Genomic DNA, 18512 nt, shown 5'->3' with positions numbered 1-18512 from the left:
TCAGGCTGTGAAGATCGACCGCTGGACGGCGCTTCTACGTTCACAAAGCTGTGTGAGGGCCTTCCCCAAGGGAAGGTCCCTACTTTCTCCGGCGTAGGCAAGTAACGTATTGAAATTGCATTGATATCAAGCGCCTAGAATTCCGACGGCACAGCCCCGTGATCATCCACTCTGTTGCTCCACTGCAACGGCCGGCGAGTTAAGCCGCCCGCGGCTGGTGAAAAGCTAATGGAAAATGATCAATTGGTGTTACTGTCCGTAATAAAAGAAAAATCGTTTGGGCGGGATAGTGATTCGGGTCGATAGACCAACGCGACATTCAATATCGGAAAAATGGCTCCGCGGTGCCGCAAGGCAGTCGCCCCTTACGCCCGTATCGTCGATGCGCAGCTTCTGGGGCCTGATGCGGGCCTACTGGTTTTCGGACAAGTGGGTGGAAGCCTGGACCTTGACGCTGGTGATCGCCCTGCTCACCGCGCTCTCCAGCAAGTCAGGCGTGTGGTTTGCCGTAGCATCCGGAGAGCTGGTCAACTCGATCGCCTTTTTCCATGATGCCGCGAACACCACCCCGCTTCAGACACTGCTGGCCAATGCCGGGATACTTGTCCTCCTGGTCTTGCTCAAGGATGCGGGTTTTACCGGTATCCGCAGCCTGGTGTCCGCAACGTTGCATCGCAAGTGGCGCGGCTGGCTGGACAGCCAGTTCAACGAAGCCCTGCTTGATTCCAATCACACCCATTTCCACGCTCAGCATGGCTCGTCAGGTGCCGCCGCTCCCGACAATATCGACCAGCGCATCCAGGAATCGATCAAGGATATGACGGGCGGCGCCATCGGCCTCGCGATGGGGGTTTTGGCCGTTGCTACTTCATTGTATTTCGTCGGCCAGCAACTGCTTGCACACTCGGCGGAGGTCAAAGGGCTGGAGTTCCTCGGCAGCTATGGCAGCGCCGTCCTCGCCTTTCTGGCAGTCGCCACCTACGTGCCGTTGAACACCTGGATCGCCGTCAAGCTGGGCAGGCTGCTGGAACGGCTCAATGTCAGGATGCAGCAGGCCGAAGGCAGCTATCGCGGCGAGCTGATCACCTTTCTGCGCCGCAGTTTTCATGTCGCCGCATCGCAAGGGGAGAACGTGCAGAAGGCAGTGCACAGCCAGCGCTATGTCGACATCGACCGCACCTGGGCGCGGCTGAACATCGTCAACACAGGCTACAATTCGTTCGAGCTGATCTACAATTTCATCGGTGCCCGCATTGTCGCCTACGGGCCAGGCTTGGTTCCCTTCATCCATAACGGGTTCGATCTCAAGGGCTACATAACCGGCTCCGAGATGGTCAACTCGCTGATCAGTCAATGCTCGTGGTTCATCCATGTCATGCCTGCCATCGCCGCGCTGCGGGCCAACAGCCAGCGCGTCACCGAACTCGCAAACGCGATCGAAAACGTTCAGCACCCGCAGGAATTTTATCAGCAGACCGGCCGCTCCGATTTTCGCTACGACCGCCAAAACCCTGTTTTCGGCCTGACCATCCAGAAACTAGAGCTGGCGCATCAGGGCGAGGACGCAACGCCCTTCCTGAGTGCCGCGAACTTGCGCTTCCGGCGTGGCGAATGGACTTTCCTGAAGGGCGAATCCGGTTGCGGCAAGACCTCGCTGATCAAGGCGATCAACGGCCTTTGGCCCTATGGCCGCGGCACCATCGTCTTCCCGGAAGGGGTCAGGAGTTTCTACGCCGCCCAGGAGGTGAAGCTGCAGCAGGTTTCGCTGAAGCAATTGGTCTGCCTGCCGGGTTCCGAGCATGATTATCCCGACGTGCAGGTCGCATCCGCCCTGCACAAGGCCGGCCTCGGCGATTTCATCGAGCATTTGGCCGATGAGAGCCGTGAAGGAAAGATCTGGGATCAGGTTCTCTCGGGTGGGCAGAAACAGAAGCTGGTTGTCGCCCGTATCGTGCTGCAGCAGCCGGGATTGCTGTTCCTCGATGAAGCCACTGGCGCTCTCGATCCCGATGGACGGATCGCCTTCCACCAGGCGATCAAGGACAATTGCCCTGATGCAACTGTGATCTCGATCATGCATGAGGCGACGCCGCCGAGATCGCTCGCGGGCACCGAATTCTACCACAGCGTCGTTGCGATCGCCGACGGCGTCGCCACCAAGAAGCCGCTGGTTCCGAGCTTGCCGGTCGAGCTCACCACCATCCTCACGCAGCCGACGCGGCCGGCCGAGGACAAGTGGCTGCGCTTTCCCCGCCGGCTTAAGCAGAGATAGCTGCGGCACCGTTGCCAGCATCCAGCCAGCCTGCCACGTAGCCCGATCACAGTCTCGCGATCCAGTCGGTTTGCCGCCGTTTTAACCCGCTCTCGCGATTGACTTGGCAAGGCGCGCTCCTATGTTGCGCCGGCTTGCAGAATCTCAATCCGAACTCGCGAGCAGAAAGGTCACCGCGCCATGCCTGGCGACAGTCACAGTCGAACGCAACCGCCGTCCGCTTGACGTGATCTGACAGGCTCACGTCCTGCCGGACGGCAAGGAGTGAGCCATGAACGAGTTTTCCCCCGTTGCGGGCGGCGACGCCGTCGCCATCGCCCGCGTACTTGCCAACGAACACGTCGCCGACATGGTCGAGGCGCTGAACCAGGAGCCCCGCGAGACGGCATCGGAGCTGCTTTGCGAAGTGCCGTTCGAGCGGCTGGTCGAGATCTTCGACCAGCCGAAGCTCAACGGCGCATCCGAACTCGTCGAGGCACTACCCCGCATCAAGGCAGGCAGACTGCTTGCCGCCATGTCGGTCGACCGCGCCGCCGACATACTGCGCGATCTGAACGAACCGGCTCGTTCCGAGCTGCTCGGCGGCCTGGCGCCACCGCTGCGCGCGACGTTGCTTGCTATTCTCGGCTACCCCGAGGGCAGCGCCGCCTCGCTCATGACGACTGAATATGTCAGCGTGCCGCCGGACTGGAGCGTTGCCCGCACGCTGGATTACATTCGCAAGGTCGAGCGGACGCGCGAAACCGTCTACGCGATCTACATCGTCGATCCGCAAACGCAGGTCCTGTTGCGCTCGACCAGCCTGCGTCGACTGATCGCTGGCGAACCCGACGAACTGATCATGGCAATAGCGCCGGATCGTGCGCCTATCACTGTTTCACCGCTGACCGATAGTGAAAAGGTTGCTCAGTTGATCTCCAAATATGATCTGCTCGCCGTCCCGGTCGTGGACAACGGCAAGCTCCTCCGCATCGTCACCATCGACGACATTATCGATACGATGATCTCGGAAACGACCGAGGACGTGCATCGTTTCGGCGGCATGGAGGCTCTCGACGAGCCCTATATGAAGATGGGTTTTCTGGCGATGATCCAGAAGCGCGCCGGGTGGCTGTGTGCGCTGTTTATCAGCGAGATGTTGACCGCCAACGCGATGCAGAGCTACGAGGGCGAGCTGGAAAAGGCGATCGTGCTGACCCTGTTCATTCCATTGATCATGAGCTCCGGCGGCAATTCCGGCTCGCAGGCGACCTCGCTCGTCATCCGAGCCCTGGCGCTGCGCGAGATCGGCCTTGGCGACTGGTGGCGGGTGGCCCTGCGGGAGCTGCCCACCGGCCTGGTGCTTGGCTCGATCCTTGGCGTAGTCGGCGTCTGCCGCATCGCGCTCTGGCAATATTTCGGCTTCTACGACTACGGCCCGCACTGGCCGCTGATCGCAATGACGATCGGCGCCACGCTGGTTGGCATCGTCACCTTCGGCTCGCTGTCTGGATCGATGTTGCCGTTCGCCCTGAAGCGCATCGGCTTCGACCCGGCCAGCGCATCAGCCCCGTTCGTCGCCACGCTGGTCGACGTCACCGGGCTGGTGATCTATTTTTCTGTGGCGCTGGTGATCCTGCGCGGAACGTTGCTGTAAGAAAACTCACGCACTTCCATCGCGGCAATCTTGTTGCCGCGATGGGTCGTCGTCGCGTCAGACGCGCTCACCATCTCTCACCCGGTAAGTCGGTTTGTACATGGTGACGAGTTCTTCCGCCGCGGTCGGATGCACCGCCATGGTGCGATCGAAATCATCTTTGGTCAGCCCGGCCTTCAGCGGTATGCCGAGAAGCTGCGCCATTTCGCCGGCGTCCGGCCCGAGGATATGGGCGCCGAGGACTCTTTTCGACGCGCCGTCGACGACCAGCTTCATCAGCATCTTTTCGTCGCGGCCGGAAAGCGTGTGCCGCATCGGCCGGAAGGTGGCGCGGTAGATTTCAAGATCCGAAAAGCGCTTTGCCGCCTCATCCTCCGACAGGCCGACCGTGCCGATCTCGGGCTGTGAAAAGACTGCGGTAGCGATCGTGTCATGGTCGGGCGCCATCGGATTGTCCTTGAAGGCGGTCTCGACGAAGCACATCGCCTCGTGGATCGCCACCGGCGTCAATTGCACGCGGTGGGTGACGTCACCGATCGCCCAGATGTTGTCGATGTTCGTGCGGGAGTATTCGTCGACCTGGATTGCCCCGGTTTTGGTCATCTCGATGCCGACCCCCTCCAGGCCCATGTTCTCGGTGTTGGGAATGCGGCCGATGGCGAGCATGACCTGATCGACCGTCAACACGGTGCCGCCGGTGACAAGCGCGTCGAGCCGGCCGTCAGGGCGCTTCCTGACCCACTCGGACACGGCGTGGCAGAGGATTTTTATCCCCTTCTTTTCCATCGTCTCGTGCAGCATGCGTCTGAGGTCCATGTCGAAACGGCTGAGGATCTCCTTGCCGCGATAGACCAGAGTCGTGTCGACGCCCAGCCCATGAAAGATATTGGCGAATTCGACGGCGATATAGCCGCCGCCCTCGATCATGATTGCCTTCGGCAGCTCCTTGAGGTCGAAGGCTTCGTTGGAAAAGATGCAGTGCTCATGGCCGGGCAATGCCGGATGCGGCGCCGGGCGCCCGCCGGTAGCGATCAGGATCTGGTCGGCGGTAACGGTGCGATCCTCACCGAGAAGATGCACCACATGCGGATCGACCAGGGTGGCGCGCGAATGAAAGACCTCACCGCCGGCGCCCTGCACGTTCTTCTTGTAGACGGCCTCCAGCCGGCTGATTTCGCGGTCCTTGTTGGCGACCAGCTTCTGCCAGTCGAAATGCGCCTCAGGCACCGTCCAGCCAAAACCGGCAGCGTCGGCGAAATGCTCGGGGAATTGCGAGGCGTAGACATAAAGCTTCTTCGGCACGCAGCCGCGGATCACGCAGGTGCCGCCGTAGCGAAATTCCTCGGCAATGCCGACACGCTTGCCGAGTAGAGCCGCGACGCGCGCCGCCCTCACCCCGCCGGAGCCGCCGCCGATGACGAAAAGATCGTAGTCGTAACCGGCCATGGCTGAACTCCTTGCCCCTCAAACATCGAGACAGGTAGGCTGCCGACTATCAAAAGAAAAGCCCGGACTTGCCGGGCTTTCTGGTCCAGTGGCGGTCAGGCCACTCGGAAGTCCGCGATCAATTCGGCGTGGCGTCCGCGGGAGCAGCGCCGTCTGCCGGGGCGGCACCCTCGGCAGGTGCAGCCTGCGCCTTGGCATTCGCCGCTGCACCCAGGGTCTCGCCGACCTGCTGGGCGAGATCGCGAGCCAAGCCGTTCTGCCAGATCTCGGCAGCCTTCACCAGTTCGCGCGTCACGATCGGGCCGTTGTCGAGCAGCTTCTTGCCGGACTCGGAATTGTAGAAGGCGGCGATTTCATTGAGTTCCTTTTCCGAGAACACCTTTGCATAGGCAAGCGCTGCTTCCTTTTCCAGGTCGGCGCGGCGCGATGCCAAGGCCATCGCCTTCTCGTTGATCGTCTTGGCGATCAGTTCCTGCATGTCCGGGTTCTTCTGGATCAGCTGCTGCTCGAGCGCCGCGGCCGCTTGCGGCAGGATGTTGTCGAACGTATCCGTCGCATGGATCGCCGCGACCGCGGCACGCGCCGCCTTCAGATGCGCATCAGTGACGTCCTGCGAAAACGCCGGCGACGAAAACGCGAAAACGGCCGAGGCCGCCAGAATGGCAAAAAAGCGGCCAACCCGGTTATGCAACATCATGATCGGTAAAACTCCTTGGTTTTCGGGCGGCATGGACGGTTTGGATGCCGTCGCCGCCGGCTATGATGGCCGTTGTCGCCAGCCCGATGAAAAGACCGTGCTCGACCACGCCGGGAATGGAGTGGAGAGCATTCGAAAGCGCTCTTGTATCCGGAATGCGGCCAAAAGATGCATCGAGGATAAAATGGCCGCCGTCTGTAACAAATGGCTGGGTCCCCGTCATCCTCAATGTAACAGGGCCGGAAAGGCCCAGGTTTGCAGCCGCCACGCCAACCGCAATTTCGGTGGCGCGCAGGCCAAACCGGTTGACTTCGATGGGCAGCGGAAAGCGGCCGATCATCTCGACCATCTTGGAGCTGTCGGCGATGACGATCATGCGGGCGGAGGCCGCCGCGACAATCTTCTCGCGCAGCAGCGCGCCACCGCCGCCCTTGACCAATGTCAGCGCCGGATCGATCTCGTCGGCGCCGTCGATGGTGAGGTCGAGCTCCGGCGTTTCGTCGAGGGTCGACAGCGGCACACCAAGCTCCGTGCAAAGGACGGCGGTGCGCTCCGAGGTCGGCACGCCGATGACAGTCAGGCCGGTGGCGACCTTGTCGGCGAGCAGCCGCACGAACTCATCCGCTGTCGTGCCGGTGCCGATGCCGAGCCGCATGCCATCCGTCACATGGGCCAGCGCTGTCCGCGCGGCCTCAACCTTCAATTGCCTCGCATCCATGCCGGGCCCCAAGATTTGTTTCGGCGCTCGTAGCATTTTTGCCGAGCAGGTCAAAGGACCTTGCCCGCGGTGGATAAGCCGGCTTGCCTGAACGGGCCGCAGCGGTTATCGCCTGCCGGCAATCGAATCGTCACAGGACAGGCCATGACCCGACCGACCATCGTGTTCGACCTCGACGGGACGCTGATCGACACGGCGCCGGACCTGCTCGACAGTCTCAACCACAGCCTTGCCGCCAGCCAGCTCGCGGCCGTCGACGAAGCCGGCTTTAAGCGTTTCGTCGGCCATGGCGGCCGCGTGATGATCGAGCGCGCCCATGCAGCGCAGCACAGGTCGCTGGCCGTGGAGGAGCACGATCGGCTGCTAAAGCTGTTTCTGGACCATTACACCGTTAACATTCCCGGCAAGTCGCGCCCCTACCCGGGTGTTCCCGAGGCGATCGCACGGTTCGAGGCAGCCGGTTACCTGCTGGCCATCTGCACCAATAAATATGAGGCCAATTCGGTGGCGCTGATCGAGGCGCTCGGTATGACCAGGCATTTCGCGGCGATCTGCGGTCAGGATAGTTTTCCGTTCCGCAAGCCCGACCCGCGCCATCTCACGCAGACTATCGCGCGCGCCGGTGGCGACCCGCACCGTGCACTGATGGTCGGTGATTCGCAGACCGACATCGACACGGCGAAAGCCGCCGGGATTCCGGTAGTGGCAGTCGATTTCGGCTACACCGATCGTCATGTGCGGGAGTTCGAACCATCGGCGGTGATCTCGCATTTCGATTCGCTGACGCTCGATCTGGTACAAGGGCTGATGGCTGCGGCAGAAGGCTGAAGCCGCTCATAGTCCAGACGGCCAGATGACGGCCGACAAGTGGTTGACTTCGCAGGCCGGCCTCCCTTATATCGCGGCGCGCTTGGCCTTCGGGCAACGAGCGGGCGATTAGCTCAGCGGGAGAGCACACCCTTCACACGGGTGGGGTCGCAGGTTCAATCCCTGCATCGCCCACCATCTTTTCGGCACTTAGCCATCACCGACGGGGAAGGCTGCCGTGATCGAGAACCAGCGCATGATCGCATTGGTTTTCCGTGCGCTTTTCCGCAAGCTATAAGACTGACAGGCACACTTACGCTCGGCACAATTGCCGGTCTGGACGATCCGCAAGCCCGAGTCCGGGAACAAACCCGTATGTAGATGAGTTTCTGCTCATCGAAATGTGAGGGAAAGCCATGTCCAGACTTGTTTTGGCGGCCGCCGTGCTGCTTGTCGGCGGATCGGCCTTTGCCGCGGACAAAAATCCGGTGCCGCCGCAGAATGCCAAGAAGCTGTCGGAAATCATCGCCAAGGTCGAGCAGCGCGACGACTTCCGCTACATCAAGGAAATCGATTGGGACAGCGGCGCCTACACCGTCATTTATTACACGAACGACAAGGCGAAAGTTGAAATCACCTATGATCCGGTGACAGCCGCGCCGAAATGAAGCTGGGCGCCAACGGTCCAGATTCTAAAAAATGGCGCTCCTCGAAGGCCCCCGGCCTTCGGCACACCCTTGCGTAGATATGACTTTGATGGCTGACTGGGTGCTATCATTGCTCGCGGGGGTGGGCATGGCGACGGTAAAGCACGTATTGAAACGCTTTCTGATGATGCTCGCGGGTTATTTCATAGCGGTATTGGTCGGGCTGATCGCGGTGGCGGCGATCTATGGCGGGCTGAGTTCGCTGCCAAATGCGCCGAATTATTTCGATGTCATGGGTGTCACCCCCGTTGCGGTGCTGCTGTTGCCGCCGCTCGGCATGTTCATCTATTTTCTGACGATTGTGATGACCGGCCTGCAGACACTGATCTTCGCACTGATTGCCGAGTTTTTCTCGCTGCGCAGTTTTTGGCTGCACATGATCTTCGGCGCGGCGGCCGCGGTTGGCGGCTTCGCCTTGATCTGGCCCAGTGTACCGGACGACACGAACCCGGAGCGCTGGGCCGATATCGGCATCATTGCCGCGGCAGGCGTTGTCGCGGGCTTGGTCTACTGGCTCATCGCCGGACGCGATGCGGGTTTCCGGCGTCCACTGTTTCAGCGCTAGAACCGCATTCGTCAGCTTGCCGGCGAACGCACCGCTTCCGTGCTGTCGAGCGCCTGCTGCAGCCTTGTATCGCGGCCGTAGACGTCGTTGAAGTATTCGACCTTGCCGGACAGGTCCGGCCATGCGGTGAAATAGGCGACATAGACCGGGATCTTGCGTGTCACGTCCTCGGTCGAATGTCCGTGTTTCAGTCTGTCCTCGATGTAGTCGACCGAGGTGCCGAGCACGGCAGCCGCCATGCCGCGCGGATCCTGCAAGCGAACGCAGCCATGGCTGAGCGCGCGCATGTCGCGCTGGAAAAATGACTTCTGCGGTGTGTCGTGCATGTAGATGGCGTGCTTGTTGGGAAACAGTATCTTCAGCTCGCCCAGCGCATTGGCCTCGCTCGGCAACTGGCGCACGCCGTAGGGTATCTTTGCGCCATAGGCACCCCAATTGACCGAGGATGAGGGAATGCGCTTGCCGCGGGCATTGACCACCTCATAGCCGGCGCGGTCGAGATAGCCAGGATCCCGCCGCAGCCGCGGCAACATCTCGTTGACCAGGATCGACTGCGGCACGCCCCAATAGGGATGAAAGTCGACCTGCTCGATCTGATCATAGAAGAAAGCAGTCTGGTTGGTGGGCCTGCCGACCACGGCGCGGGTCTTCAGCCTCTCCTCGCCGTCGTCGATATAGCTCGCGGTGAAAGCCGGCTGGTTGATGAAGACGCGCGGGCTGCCGAGGTCGGAAGGCAGCCAGCGCAATTCCTCGAGCGCGACCCGAACCTTCTGAATTTTGTCGGCCTTGGACGTTCCGGCCAACGATGCGACGGTACGCGGGCCGATGACTCCGTCGCCTTTCATGCCGGCCCGTTTCTGCACCGCCTTGATCACCGGCACCAGTTCCGGATCGTAGACCTCGCTGGTGGCGAGCCTCGCCAGCACCTCGCCATAGGCACCGCCCATCTCGTCATCGAGATTGCGCGCGATCCTTGTCAAAAGCTTCGGCAGCTCGGGGCTGGTCTGCCCCGGTTTCAACAGCAGATTGGGATCGACGACGATCTCGTCCTCGGCGCTGGCCTGTAGCGATTCCAGTTCGACGCGCAGCGCCTGATACTCGGAATTCTGTGGATGCCGTGATTCGAGATAAGTGCGCACTTGCTGGGTATGGGCCAGCGTCTTCAGTACCCCTTCCATGTCGAGCGGCTTCGGCGGAAAATCGTAGTAGCCGGTGATGCGGTTGGGATCGACGCGGCCGCTTTGTGCGTCACGTGCGTAGCGCAGGACACGGGCCGACATCGCCATCTCGAAGCGAACCAGCTCTTTCAGGCGCTCATCGGCATTGCCCGCCGATGCGCTTGCTGCCGGAACTTCGACGGTGTAGTCGGCGGGCGTCAGGCCGTAGCTCGCGGCCTCGCCCAGCACCCGCACAGCATCCTCGGCACGGCTGTTGGGACTGGTTCCCGTCACCCAGATGAAATCCGGATTGGCTGAGTAGTACGCGATCAGCGCCTTGGCGATGTCCTTCTCGGCGTAGAGATCATAGCCGTCGAGCCCGGCAATGGCTTCGCGGAATGCAGCCCCGGTGGCCGTCGGCTCGAATGCAGCATCCTGAGGCGTTGCCGGTTCAGGCGCTGCCGACAGTGCCGAAAAATCGACGCGCACCAGCGGATCGCTCTTGTAGGTGTAATAGGACGGGCTGCTGATTTGCGCACCACCACCCCCACCGGAAGCGGCTGGCGCCTTGGGCTTGTATTTTGACGGTGGCGGCGGAAAGTTACCTTTCGGCGGTGCGTGTTTGACGCCGCCGCCGAAAAGCATGTCGAAGAACCCTTGCGCTTCAACCTGCGGCGTTCCGAAGGCCAGCATTGCTGCGGCAACCGCGAACGGCAGCACGGTTGCTTTGTTTACAAGGAGTTTCATGGATCACCCGCTCCGGTTGAACCGGATCCCGTTCCGCACCGCTTTCACGGTCTCGCCCACCCCATGGCGGATGTAAGGCGTGACTACACTGATTCATACTGATTTCGTTAAGCTTCCATAAATTTCGGAACGTCTGTTGCAGAACGGTTTCACAACGTCGTGACGGGTCAAGCGAATCCGTCGCCGTCCTCGGCCAGAACGGCAACCGTCCAGTGACCAAGTCTCACGCGTTTGCGCCGCCGTCGATGGTCAATGCCGCGCCTGTCACGAAGCGTCCTTCGGGACCGGCAAGCCAGGCGACCATGCCGGCGATCTCGTCGGCCGTTCCGAAGCGAGGCATCGCCATCTTCTGGCGCTGATGCTCGGCGTGCGGGCCGGCTGCCGGGTTCATGTCGGTATCGGTCGACCCCGGATGGACGACATTGGCGGTGATGCCGCGCGGACCGAGATCGCGGGCAAAGGCCTTTGGTCAGGCCAACCAAGGCAGCCTTGCTGGCCGAATAAGCGCTCGGCGCGTCGCGCTCGGCCCTTCTGGCGACGGTGGCCGGGGCAATGGCGGCTTGGATAGCGATGGCCGGCACCGGGGTGGCGGCGTGACGATCGAACCCAGCAGACAAGAACAGACATTCAGATCACTGCAGAGACGGCTCCAGCCTGCCGGCAACGAAGCCAACGGCACGCTCCACCACACCCCTGTCGGCGAGAATGCGGCGGTGGCCGAGCCCGTCGGCCCAGTACAGCCGCACATGGTCTCCGGCGCGCGCGTAGAGCCTTGCATGATCGGCGGACACTTCGCGGTCGTCCGGCGCGTGGATCACCAGCGTCGGCAGCAGCGTGCTTGCCAGCTGGCGATCACCGGTAAACTCGTGCAACGGCCGGCCGGCGATACGCTCGACCCGGTCGGCCATGGCGACCTGCGAGCGCGAGCCGACATTCAGCATGCGACTGAAATCAGCAAAGATTGCCGGCAGTGAGCTCGGCGCAGCGATAAGCACCAGTCGCCCGGCCGCCAATCGCGGGATGTTCCTGATTGAACCGGCAACTGCATTGGCGGCAACGGCACCACCAAAGGAATGGCCGACGATCGCGGCAAACGGCCCGAACCACTCGCCGGCAACCCGTGCCGCATCGACCGCACTGACCAGGGTAAGCCGGCGGCCCTGCGACTGGCCGTGGCCCGGCAGGTCGAGCGAGACGACCTTATAGCCAGCATCGCGATAGGCCTCGATCAGCGTGCGCATGTATTCGGTGCGCGAACGCCAACCATGGATGACGAGCACGGTGCCGGCAGTGGCCCTGCCCGGCTCGGGCCGGAATTCATGCACCATGACGCAGCCGGTTCTGGTCTTTAGCCGGTGATGTCGTGCCTGGGTCATGAAATCGGCGGCGCGATCGATTGCGCGGCGCTCGCCTTCACTCAAGCTCTTCTCATGCGGCGTGCGGCAGAACAGCTCGAATGCAGCGCGCCCGGTGAGTCGCGGTGCCACATGCTCAGCCACTCCGAACGTGCCGCGGATGACCTTCAGTCCAAATGATGCCATAGTGGCGATCCATTCATTGGTTCAAGCATGAACATAATAGTTCAAACATGAACATTAAGCAAGACCTGCCCTGGGACAACCCGCGCTTTCGCAACTGGGTGGCAGTGGCGCGCGCATGCCACGTGCTGGAACGCACCCTGGCGGTGAAGCTGGCGCCGCTCGACCTGAAGCCGGCGCAGCTCGACGTGCTGATGAACCTCTACCGTCATCCCGGCATGTCGCAGCACGACCTCGCTCGCCGGCTGCTGGTCGGTCGCTCCAACATCACCATGCTTTTGCCGCAGCTGGAGACTCGTGGCCTGCTGCGCCGCGAGGGCGACGAGAAGGACAAGCGCGTGCTGCGGCTGACGTTGACCGCGACCGGCGAGGCACTGCTGATGCAGGCGCTGAAGGTCCATATAGCGCTGATCGAGAAGGCGATGAGCCAGTCGACGCCGGAGCAATGCGACATGATCGGCGAACAGATGCGTAGGGTTGCCGAGGTTTTGAAGACCGCCTGACAGCCCAGCGCTCCACCAACAAGTGCTTCACCACATCGATTTTTTCGCGCGCTCCGGCCATTCCTTGTCGTAGACCTCGCCGTCGATGTTCTTGCGGCTGGTGATTTCCAGGATTTGGCCGGGAGTCGGCAGCGATCTCGGGTCGACATGCCTTGCCGGATTCCACAACTCCGACCGGTGGATGGCGCGGGCGCACTGGAAATAGACCGCATCGACCTCGATGACCGTCACCGAGCGCGCCGGCTTGCCTTCGACTGCGAACGAGTCGCAGAGCGCGGCATCGGTGGTGATGTGGGCGCGGCCATTGACGCGCAGCGTCGTGCCGGAACCCGGCACCAGGAACAGGAGCGCGACGCGCGGATCGCGAAGGATGTTCCTTAGCGAATCGGCACGGTTGTTGCCGCGCCGGTCTGGCATCATCACCGTTTTCGGATCGTGGATGCGGACGAAGCCGGCGAGATCGCCGCGCGGCGAGCAGTCCAGCCCTTCAGGCCCGCAGGTTGCGAGCACGGCGAACGGCGAAGCCTCGATGATAGCTGCGTATTCGGGAATCAGCTGATCGAGTTCTTTGACCACCGACGCCTCGCCAGGCGGGCCATAGAGCGTTTCGAGCTGTTCGACGCTGGTGATCATGGACATGTTTTCGTCTCCAAAGCTTTGCCGGCTGCTCCAGATGCATGACGTTTTCACGACATCGTGCCCGCTTGCCGGTCATCAGGAAACGGGTGTCGAGGCAACGCGAAGAAGGGCAAACCGCTTTCACCTACACAATCGCACCGACGGATACGGAGACCGAAAATGGATAAACCGCTCGACCGGCGACGCACCGCCATGGAACTTATTGAAAACATGTTCAATGTTGAAATGCGTTTCCTGCAATCAGGATCGGAAAGCCTCGATGTGCTTGCCAGCGCATTCCATGCCGAGATTGTGGTGCATGAGCCGCAGTCCCTGCCCTATGCCGGTGACTGGAATGGCCTCGACGGCGTTGGCGCTCTTTTCCGCAAGATGCGGGAAATCTGGAGCGACGTGGCGGTGGAGGATCTTCAAACCGCCCAGAACGATAACGTGGTGTTCATGAGCTGCATGCTTTCGCTGACGTCGCGAGCCACTGGTGCAACAATCATACAGCCGTTTGCCGAAGTCTTGCGCTTCAAGGATGACCGACTGATCGAAGGCACGCCGTTTTACTATGACACCGGCGAGATCCTGGCGATCCTGCGCTGAGCATACCGCGAAACCATTCAGCGGTCGCGGCTCAGCCCCTTCTCTTCCAGCTCGGCGAGATAGGCGGCCCAGCGTGCGTCCTTCTCATGACCCAACGTATGCAGGTAGTTCCAGGTGAAGATACCGGTGTCGTGGAAATCGTCGAAGGTGATGCGCACGGCATAGTTGCCGACCGGCTCGATCTTCAGGATCGCCACATTGCGCTTGCCGGGAACGGTGACGCGCTGTTCGGGCGAATGGCCCTGCACCTCGGCCGATGGCGAGGCGACCCGCAGAAGCTCGGCCGGCAACTCGAACGGCTGATGTCCCGGAAAGGTCACGGAAAGCAGCTTGCGATCTTTCGAGACCCTGAGTTCCTTCGGCGCTGTCATGGTGGTGGATCCTGCGGAGAACCGCCCTTCCCTACGCCGCTTCGTGTCGAGGGAAAAGGCCGCATCGAAAGTTCCGACATGATCTGTCGGCGTCGGAATGTTACCGGAGATCGCGAGCTGATATCTTGAATGGCAAGTTGGCTCGTATCACATAGCTATATATAACGAAGCCGTTCACGGCCACGGGAAGCGTACAGCATGGATATGATCGATCCTTTCGGTCGCACGATCACCTACCTGCGCGTGTCGGTTACGGACCGCTGCGATTTTCGCTGCACTTATTGCATGGCCGAGGACATGACGTTCCTGCCCAAGAAGGACCTGCTGTCGCTGGAAGAGCTCGACCGGCTCTGCACGGTCTTCATCGAAAAGGGCGTGCGCAAGCTTCGCCTCACCGGCGGTGAGCCGCTGGTACGCAAGAACATCATGCATCTTGTGCGCCAGCTTTCGCGGCATCTCGAGAGCGGTGCGCTGGAAGAGCTGACGCTGACCACCAATGGATCGCAGCTTTCCCGCTTTGCCGCCGAGCTCGCCGACTGCGGCGTCAAACGCATTAACGTCTCGCTCGATACTCTCGATGCCGACAAATTTCGACAGATCACCCGCTGGGGCAATCTGGACAAGGTCATGGATGGCATCGACGCCGCGCAGGCGGCCGGGCTGAAGGTAAAGCTCAACGCTGTGGCGTTGAAGGACTTCAATGACGCCGAATTGCCGGACATGCTACGCTGGGCGCATGGCCGCGGCATGGATCTGACGGTCATCGAAACCATGCCGATGGGCGAGATCGATGCCGACCGCACCGATCAGTATTTGCCGCTGTCGCTGCTGCGTGCAGCACTCGAGCGCCAATTCACGCTGAGCGATATTCCCTACAAGACCGGTGGCCCGGCCCGCTACGTCCATGTCGCCGAGACCGGCGGGCGGCTGGGCTTCATCACGCCGATGACGCATAATTTCTGCGAAAGCTGCAACCGGGTCCGGCTGACCTGCACCGGCACCCTTTACATGTGCCTCGGCCAGGAAGATGCCGCAGACCTGCGCGCGCCACTGCGTGCGTCGGAAGGCAACGAGCTGGTCGCCGATGCCATCGACGAAGCAATCGACCGCAAGCCCAAAGGCCATGACTTCATCATCGATCGCCGCACCAACCGTCCGTCGGTGTCGCGGCATATGAGCGTCACCGGCGGCTGATTTTTAGCCGATTTCGTGCAAGAACAATCGCCTTGGTATCAGCGCGAGGCAAGGCGTGCAGCGGTTTCTTTTAGTCCTGACGTTTTTCGGAGTGATGGCGGGGACCATGGCAGTTGCCGCGCCATTTACTTATACGAACGAGCGCTTCGGTACCGTCTGCACCTTTCCGGATGAAATCTTCACTCTTCGCCAGGCTGAGCCGGATAATGGCGATGGACAACGGTGGCTCACTGCCGATGGCGCCAGCCTGATCTGTTCAGGCATTCTCAATGTCGATGATGACACCCCGAAAGCCTTCCTCTCCGCCGAGAGGGCCAGCAAGGAACCTGGCTATAAGATCACCTACAGCAAGACCGGCAAGGACTGGGCGGTGCTGTCGGGCATCAAAGGCGGGAACATCTTCTACGAACGCCGCCTGTTCGGAAAAGATGGTGTCATCCGCACGGTCTGGATCGACTATCCGCCAGCCCTGAAATCGAAATACGACCCGCTCGTCGGTGCCATCGCCGGCAGCCTCAGGGGGCCGTGAGCATCCGGCCCGTCTCGACGTATTCGCAGCCTATTGTTTTTGCTGATGAATTAAGGCTGACGCGTGTAGTCGTACTGCACGGCGAGCCATTTCCTGCCGCTGCCATTGGCCTGGAGGAAATGCTGCTCGGCCACCTCGTGGTTGTCGCCATCCCTGGAAATGATGAAATCGGAGGCCGTGTATCGCCCTTCGACCTCGGGCCTGAAGCCGACGAAACCAAGCGGCTCGAACAGCAGTGAAATCTTGCCGTCCTCTTCGCCACCAAAACTCCAGGCGGGCATGATCCCTGCCGGGAAACGGGTGTCCATGGAGACATACTTCCAGCGGCCCTCCACCCGGTCATAGCTCAAATAGGCTATCCGCTGGAAGTCCGGGATTTTCGACCCGGGCGCCGGGCGCATCACCTCCTGCATGAAGGGGCCGATCATCGTACGTTCGGCCACCAGCCCGGTCATCACGATCGGCTGCGCACCGGGGGTTGGCCAGATCGTGTTGACGACGTTCCACTTCCCGATGCGGCGAGCGAGCTCATTCGCTTCGTGACCCGGCGTGGACATCCGTTCGACTGCCGATGCCGAAGCGCCGTTCTCGGCCAACGCAGGCGCTATCGCCATGAAGATGACCGCCAGTGCAGAAGAGAACCGGAAAGCCGACGAAACGTGCCGCCTGCTGCCTGTGCCAAGCCTGGCCGCATTGCCTCGTGCATTCGTCATGGACCACCTCCCCAGACAAGATCAGAAGCCTACAATGACCAATTTGGCGACTCTTGCCGAGCAAATTGATCTCGTCGAGAATTTTCCTCGAGCGGCAGTGTGATCGATTTGCCATCCGAACCGAACCTTTAAAAGGGCACCTTTCGGGGTCACACCAGAAAAGGTCTTGTCCGCAAACGGTCACCGGATTTACCGCAAGCCCATTCGGGCCTAGCCTCTGCTCTGGAGCGGTGCTTCGCCCAGTGGGGGAATACGATATGCGCAAACTCATTCTTTCTCTTGCATTGCTCAGCCTCGCGGCCCTGCCCGCGGCGGCCCAGTCGATCGGCGGCACCTATGCCGTGGCCGGCACCAATTTCGATGGGTCGTCCTATGGTGGCGACGCGACGATCACGCTGACTAGCGAGACGACCTGCACGATCCATTGGGAGACAGGCGGCTCGTCCTCGGACGGCATCTGCATGCGCAACGACGATGCCTTCTCCGCCGGTTATGTCATGGGCAAGGCGGTCGGTCTTGTCGTCTACAAGGTGCAGGACGACGGCTCGCTGCGTGGCCTGTGGACGATTGCCGGCAAGGAAGGCAACGGCACCGAGGTACTGACGCCCAAATAAGCCCTGCCGCTCTTGCGCGACAGATGTTACGGGCCATAGAAAGGCTGTGGCCCAGCCCTTTGACGTTGCTGTTTTGCGGGTGCCTGCTAGACGCTTGCTGCAGGACTCACCCGGTAATCTGCCTTGCCTCTTTCGCCAAACCTGCGCGGCGCGTTGTTCATGATGGTGGCCATGGCTGGTTTCACTCTCAACGACGCTATCACCAAATTCTCGTCGGAATCGATGAACATGGCGCAGGTCATGCTGATCCGCGGCGCCTTCGCTTCGCTTTTCGTTGGCCTGCTTGCGTGGCAACGCGGCGCGCTTGCCCGGCCAGGTTCGATGCTGCAGCCGACCGTTGCGCTGCGCGTTGCCAGCGAGGCCGGCGCCACGGTGTCCTTCCTGGTTGCTCTGGCGCATCTTCCGATCGCCAATGTCTCCGCCGTGCTGCAGGCGCTGCCGCTGGCGGTGACGATGGGCGCAGCGCTTGTGTTCAACGAGGGCGTCGGCTGGCGGCGCTGGCTGGCTATTGCCATCGGTTTTGCCGGCGTGCTGATCATCGTGCGGCCGGGCTTCGAAGGGTTCAGCGTCTTTTCTCTGCTGGCGCTGGCCAGCGTGGCATGCTGTTCGGTGCGCGATCTCGCCACCAAGCGGATACCGCAGGCAATTCCGACATTGCTGGTATCGAGCGCCACCGCCCTTGCCATGACGTTTCTGGGCGCGGCATTGCTTTCACCGATGGGCGGCTGGACACCGATGACAGGACAAAGCACGGCGTTCCTGGCGCTGGCGGCGGTGCTCGTGCTCATCGGCTACCACTTCATCATCACGGCGATGCGGGTGGGCGATATCTCCTTCATCGCGCCGTTCCGCTACACCGCCCTGCTCTGGTCGATCCTGCTTGGCTTCACGATCTTCGGCGATGTCCCGGATCTGCCGATGATCGGCGGTGCCACGATCATCATCGGCTCAGGCCTCTATGCACTCTACCGCGAACGGATCGTCGGCCGGCGAAAAACAGCCGCCGAAAGCACTGGACCGGACATGGCGCCGGACGGCATATAGAGTGACTGTCGACGACTGTCTGATTTG

20 protein-coding genes, 1 tRNA gene and 1 pseudogene are annotated in these 18512 nt (G+C 61.4%); 13 read left to right on the top strand and 9 right to left on the bottom strand.

The window, feature by feature from the left end; all coding sequences use genetic code 11:
- The first annotated feature begins 382 nt into the window (after nucleotides 1–382).
- Both NKJ84_RS23410 and mgtE read left to right on the top strand, forming a co-directional pair.
- Nucleotides 383–2272: an ABC transporter ATP-binding protein/permease gene (locus NKJ84_RS23410; RefSeq protein WP_352478859.1), complete on the top strand. Its 1890-nt coding sequence runs from the start codon at nucleotides 383–385 to the stop codon at nucleotides 2270–2272.
- 271 nt (nucleotides 2273–2543) lie between these two features.
- Nucleotides 2544–3908 carry a magnesium transporter gene (mgtE, locus tag NKJ84_RS23405; protein WP_352508433.1) on the top strand — a complete coding sequence of 455 codons (1365 nt, stop codon included), beginning with the start codon at nucleotides 2544–2546 and terminating at the stop codon, nucleotides 3906–3908.
- 57 nt (nucleotides 3909–3965) lie between these two features.
- On the opposite strand, the gene gor is transcribed toward mgtE, so the two are convergent.
- From gor to rpiA, 3 genes are all read right to left on the bottom strand, one after another.
- On the bottom strand, nucleotides 3966–5354 hold the full coding sequence (gor, locus tag NKJ84_RS23400; RefSeq protein ID WP_352508432.1) for a glutathione-disulfide reductase: 1389 nt from the start codon (nucleotides 5352–5354) through the stop codon (nucleotides 3966–3968).
- A 118-nt stretch (nucleotides 5355–5472) separates the two neighbouring features.
- Entirely contained in the window at nucleotides 5473–6051 is a 579-nt protein-coding gene (locus tag NKJ84_RS23395) for a DUF2059 domain-containing protein (protein WP_352508431.1), read from the bottom strand.
- Nucleotides 6038–6769: a ribose-5-phosphate isomerase RpiA gene (gene rpiA / locus NKJ84_RS23390; RefSeq protein ID WP_352508430.1), complete on the bottom strand. Its 732-nt coding sequence runs from the start codon at nucleotides 6767–6769 to the stop codon at nucleotides 6038–6040. The genes NKJ84_RS23395 and rpiA overlap by 14 nt, the downstream gene beginning before the upstream one ends.
- 144 nt (nucleotides 6770–6913) lie before the next feature.
- Here rpiA and NKJ84_RS23385 point away from each other — a divergent pair, with 144 nt between their 5' ends.
- From NKJ84_RS23385 to NKJ84_RS23370, 4 genes are all read left to right on the top strand, one after another.
- Nucleotides 6914–7597, top strand: coding sequence for a phosphoglycolate phosphatase (locus NKJ84_RS23385; protein WP_254817239.1), 684 nt, complete (start codon nucleotides 6914–6916; stop codon nucleotides 7595–7597).
- Between the two features lie 102 nt (nucleotides 7598–7699).
- Nucleotides 7700–7774: transfer RNA gene (locus NKJ84_RS23380), tRNA-Val, on the top strand.
- Between the two features lie 218 nt (nucleotides 7775–7992).
- A complete protein-coding gene (locus NKJ84_RS23375; RefSeq protein WP_352508429.1) occupies nucleotides 7993–8244 on the top strand; it encodes a PepSY domain-containing protein in 252 nt (83 codons plus the stop codon).
- Between the two features lie 127 nt (nucleotides 8245–8371).
- The gene (locus NKJ84_RS23370; protein ID WP_254817402.1) at nucleotides 8372–8848 is read left to right on the top strand and encodes a hypothetical protein; all 477 of its coding nucleotides are present in this window, start codon (nucleotides 8372–8374) and stop codon (nucleotides 8846–8848) included.
- An 11-nt stretch (nucleotides 8849–8859) separates the two neighbouring features.
- On the opposite strand, the gene NKJ84_RS23365 is transcribed toward NKJ84_RS23370, so the two are convergent.
- The 3 genes and pseudogenes from NKJ84_RS23365 to NKJ84_RS23355 form a co-directional block, all read right to left on the bottom strand.
- The gene (locus NKJ84_RS23365; protein ID WP_352508428.1) at nucleotides 8860–10752 is read right to left on the bottom strand and encodes a L,D-transpeptidase family protein; all 1893 of its coding nucleotides are present in this window, start codon (nucleotides 10750–10752) and stop codon (nucleotides 8860–8862) included.
- Nucleotides 10753–10975: 223 nt separating this feature from the next.
- Nucleotides 10976–11261 (bottom strand): annotated as a pseudogene (locus NKJ84_RS23360) (SDR family oxidoreductase); the annotation flags it as partial.
- A gap of 123 nt (nucleotides 11262–11384) precedes the next feature.
- Nucleotides 11385–12293, bottom strand: a complete 909-nt coding sequence (locus tag NKJ84_RS23355; RefSeq protein WP_352508427.1) for an alpha/beta hydrolase — start codon at nucleotides 12291–12293, stop codon at nucleotides 11385–11387.
- Nucleotides 12294–12340: 47 nt separating this feature from the next.
- Here NKJ84_RS23355 and NKJ84_RS23350 point away from each other — a divergent pair, with 47 nt between their 5' ends.
- Complete coding sequence (locus NKJ84_RS23350; protein ID WP_352508426.1) at nucleotides 12341–12793, top strand: MarR family winged helix-turn-helix transcriptional regulator; 453 nt, start codon at nucleotides 12341–12343, stop codon at nucleotides 12791–12793.
- Nucleotides 12794–12820: 27 nt separating this feature from the next.
- Here NKJ84_RS23350 and NKJ84_RS23345 read toward each other — a convergent pair whose 3' ends face one another.
- The gene (locus NKJ84_RS23345; protein ID WP_352508425.1) at nucleotides 12821–13432 is read right to left on the bottom strand and encodes a pyridoxamine 5'-phosphate oxidase family protein; all 612 of its coding nucleotides are present in this window, start codon (nucleotides 13430–13432) and stop codon (nucleotides 12821–12823) included.
- Between the two features lie 159 nt (nucleotides 13433–13591).
- Between NKJ84_RS23345 and NKJ84_RS23340 the strand changes: the two genes are divergently transcribed.
- The gene (locus tag NKJ84_RS23340; protein ID WP_352508424.1) at nucleotides 13592–14020 is read left to right on the top strand and encodes a nuclear transport factor 2 family protein; all 429 of its coding nucleotides are present in this window, start codon (nucleotides 13592–13594) and stop codon (nucleotides 14018–14020) included.
- A 17-nt stretch (nucleotides 14021–14037) separates the two neighbouring features.
- Here NKJ84_RS23340 and NKJ84_RS23335 read toward each other — a convergent pair whose 3' ends face one another.
- Entirely contained in the window at nucleotides 14038–14391 is a 354-nt protein-coding gene (locus NKJ84_RS23335) for a gamma-butyrobetaine hydroxylase family protein (protein ID WP_023717628.1), read from the bottom strand.
- A gap of 198 nt (nucleotides 14392–14589) precedes the next feature.
- Here NKJ84_RS23335 and moaA point away from each other — a divergent pair, with 198 nt between their 5' ends.
- On the top strand, nucleotides 14590–15585 hold the full coding sequence (gene moaA, locus NKJ84_RS23330; protein ID WP_352478871.1) for a GTP 3',8-cyclase MoaA: 996 nt from the start codon (nucleotides 14590–14592) through the stop codon (nucleotides 15583–15585).
- 106 nt (nucleotides 15586–15691) lie between these two features.
- Entirely contained in the window at nucleotides 15692–16114 is a 423-nt protein-coding gene (locus NKJ84_RS23325) for a hypothetical protein (RefSeq protein ID WP_352508423.1), read from the top strand.
- 50 nt (nucleotides 16115–16164) lie between these two features.
- On the opposite strand, the gene NKJ84_RS23320 is transcribed toward NKJ84_RS23325, so the two are convergent.
- Nucleotides 16165–16710 (bottom strand): hypothetical protein, encoded by a 546-nt coding sequence (locus NKJ84_RS23320; protein WP_352508422.1) that lies wholly within the window; start codon nucleotides 16708–16710, stop codon nucleotides 16165–16167.
- Nucleotides 16711–16726: 16 nt separating this feature from the next.
- On the opposite strand from NKJ84_RS23320, the gene NKJ84_RS23315 reads away from it, so the two are divergent.
- From NKJ84_RS23315 to NKJ84_RS23305, 3 genes are all read left to right on the top strand, one after another.
- Entirely contained in the window at nucleotides 16727–16930 is a 204-nt protein-coding gene (locus tag NKJ84_RS23315; RefSeq protein ID WP_352508421.1) for a hypothetical protein, read from the top strand.
- A 154-nt stretch (nucleotides 16931–17084) separates the two neighbouring features.
- A complete protein-coding gene (locus NKJ84_RS23310) occupies nucleotides 17085–17441 on the top strand; it encodes a hypothetical protein (protein ID WP_352448884.1) in 357 nt (118 codons plus the stop codon).
- A 123-nt stretch (nucleotides 17442–17564) separates the two neighbouring features.
- On the top strand, nucleotides 17565–18485 hold the full coding sequence (locus tag NKJ84_RS23305) for a DMT family transporter (protein WP_352508420.1): 921 nt from the start codon (nucleotides 17565–17567) through the stop codon (nucleotides 18483–18485).
- Nucleotides 18486–18512 lie beyond the last annotated feature (27 nt).

The sequence above is a fragment of the Mesorhizobium sp. M0048 genome (assembly GCF_040323405.1).
Lineage (GTDB): Bacteria > Pseudomonadota > Alphaproteobacteria > Rhizobiales > Rhizobiaceae > Mesorhizobium.
This window is presented reverse-complemented; position numbering and strand designations above follow the sequence as displayed.

What these genes read in the sequence shown, in the direction of transcription:
- NKJ84_RS23410 (WP_352478859.1), top strand. Translation starts at nt 383, where the DNA reads ATGCGCAGCTTCTGGGGCCTGATGCGGGCCTACTGGTTTTCGGACAAG.
- mgtE (WP_352508433.1), top strand. Translation starts at nt 2,544, where the DNA reads ATGAACGAGTTTTCCCCCGTTGCGGGCGGCGACGCCGTCGCCATCGCC.
- gor (WP_352508432.1), bottom strand. Translation starts at nt 5,354, where the DNA reads ATGGCCGGTTACGACTACGATCTTTTCGTCATCGGCGGCGGCTCCGGC.
- NKJ84_RS23395 (WP_352508431.1), bottom strand. Translation starts at nt 6,051, where the DNA reads ATGATGTTGCATAACCGGGTTGGCCGCTTTTTTGCCATTCTGGCGGCC.
- rpiA (WP_352508430.1), bottom strand. Translation starts at nt 6,769, where the DNA reads ATGGATGCGAGGCAATTGAAGGTTGAGGCCGCGCGGACAGCGCTGGCC.
- NKJ84_RS23385 (WP_254817239.1), top strand. Translation starts at nt 6,914, where the DNA reads ATGACCCGACCGACCATCGTGTTCGACCTCGACGGGACGCTGATCGAC.
- NKJ84_RS23375 (WP_352508429.1), top strand. Translation starts at nt 7,993, where the DNA reads ATGTCCAGACTTGTTTTGGCGGCCGCCGTGCTGCTTGTCGGCGGATCG.
- NKJ84_RS23370 (WP_254817402.1), top strand. Translation starts at nt 8,372, where the DNA reads ATGGCGACGGTAAAGCACGTATTGAAACGCTTTCTGATGATGCTCGCG.
- NKJ84_RS23365 (WP_352508428.1), bottom strand. Translation starts at nt 10,752, where the DNA reads ATGAAACTCCTTGTAAACAAAGCAACCGTGCTGCCGTTCGCGGTTGCC.
- NKJ84_RS23355 (WP_352508427.1), bottom strand. Translation starts at nt 12,293, where the DNA reads ATGGCATCATTTGGACTGAAGGTCATCCGCGGCACGTTCGGAGTGGCT.
- NKJ84_RS23350 (WP_352508426.1), top strand. Translation starts at nt 12,341, where the DNA reads ATGAACATTAAGCAAGACCTGCCCTGGGACAACCCGCGCTTTCGCAAC.
- NKJ84_RS23345 (WP_352508425.1), bottom strand. Translation starts at nt 13,432, where the DNA reads ATGTCCATGATCACCAGCGTCGAACAGCTCGAAACGCTCTATGGCCCG.
- NKJ84_RS23340 (WP_352508424.1), top strand. Translation starts at nt 13,592, where the DNA reads ATGGATAAACCGCTCGACCGGCGACGCACCGCCATGGAACTTATTGAA.
- NKJ84_RS23335 (WP_023717628.1), bottom strand. Translation starts at nt 14,391, where the DNA reads ATGACAGCGCCGAAGGAACTCAGGGTCTCGAAAGATCGCAAGCTGCTT.
- moaA (WP_352478871.1), top strand. Translation starts at nt 14,590, where the DNA reads ATGGATATGATCGATCCTTTCGGTCGCACGATCACCTACCTGCGCGTG.
- NKJ84_RS23325 (WP_352508423.1), top strand. Translation starts at nt 15,692, where the DNA reads ATGGCAGTTGCCGCGCCATTTACTTATACGAACGAGCGCTTCGGTACC.
- NKJ84_RS23315 (WP_352508421.1), top strand. Translation starts at nt 16,727, where the DNA reads ATGAAGATGACCGCCAGTGCAGAAGAGAACCGGAAAGCCGACGAAACG.
- NKJ84_RS23310 (WP_352448884.1), top strand. Translation starts at nt 17,085, where the DNA reads ATGCGCAAACTCATTCTTTCTCTTGCATTGCTCAGCCTCGCGGCCCTG.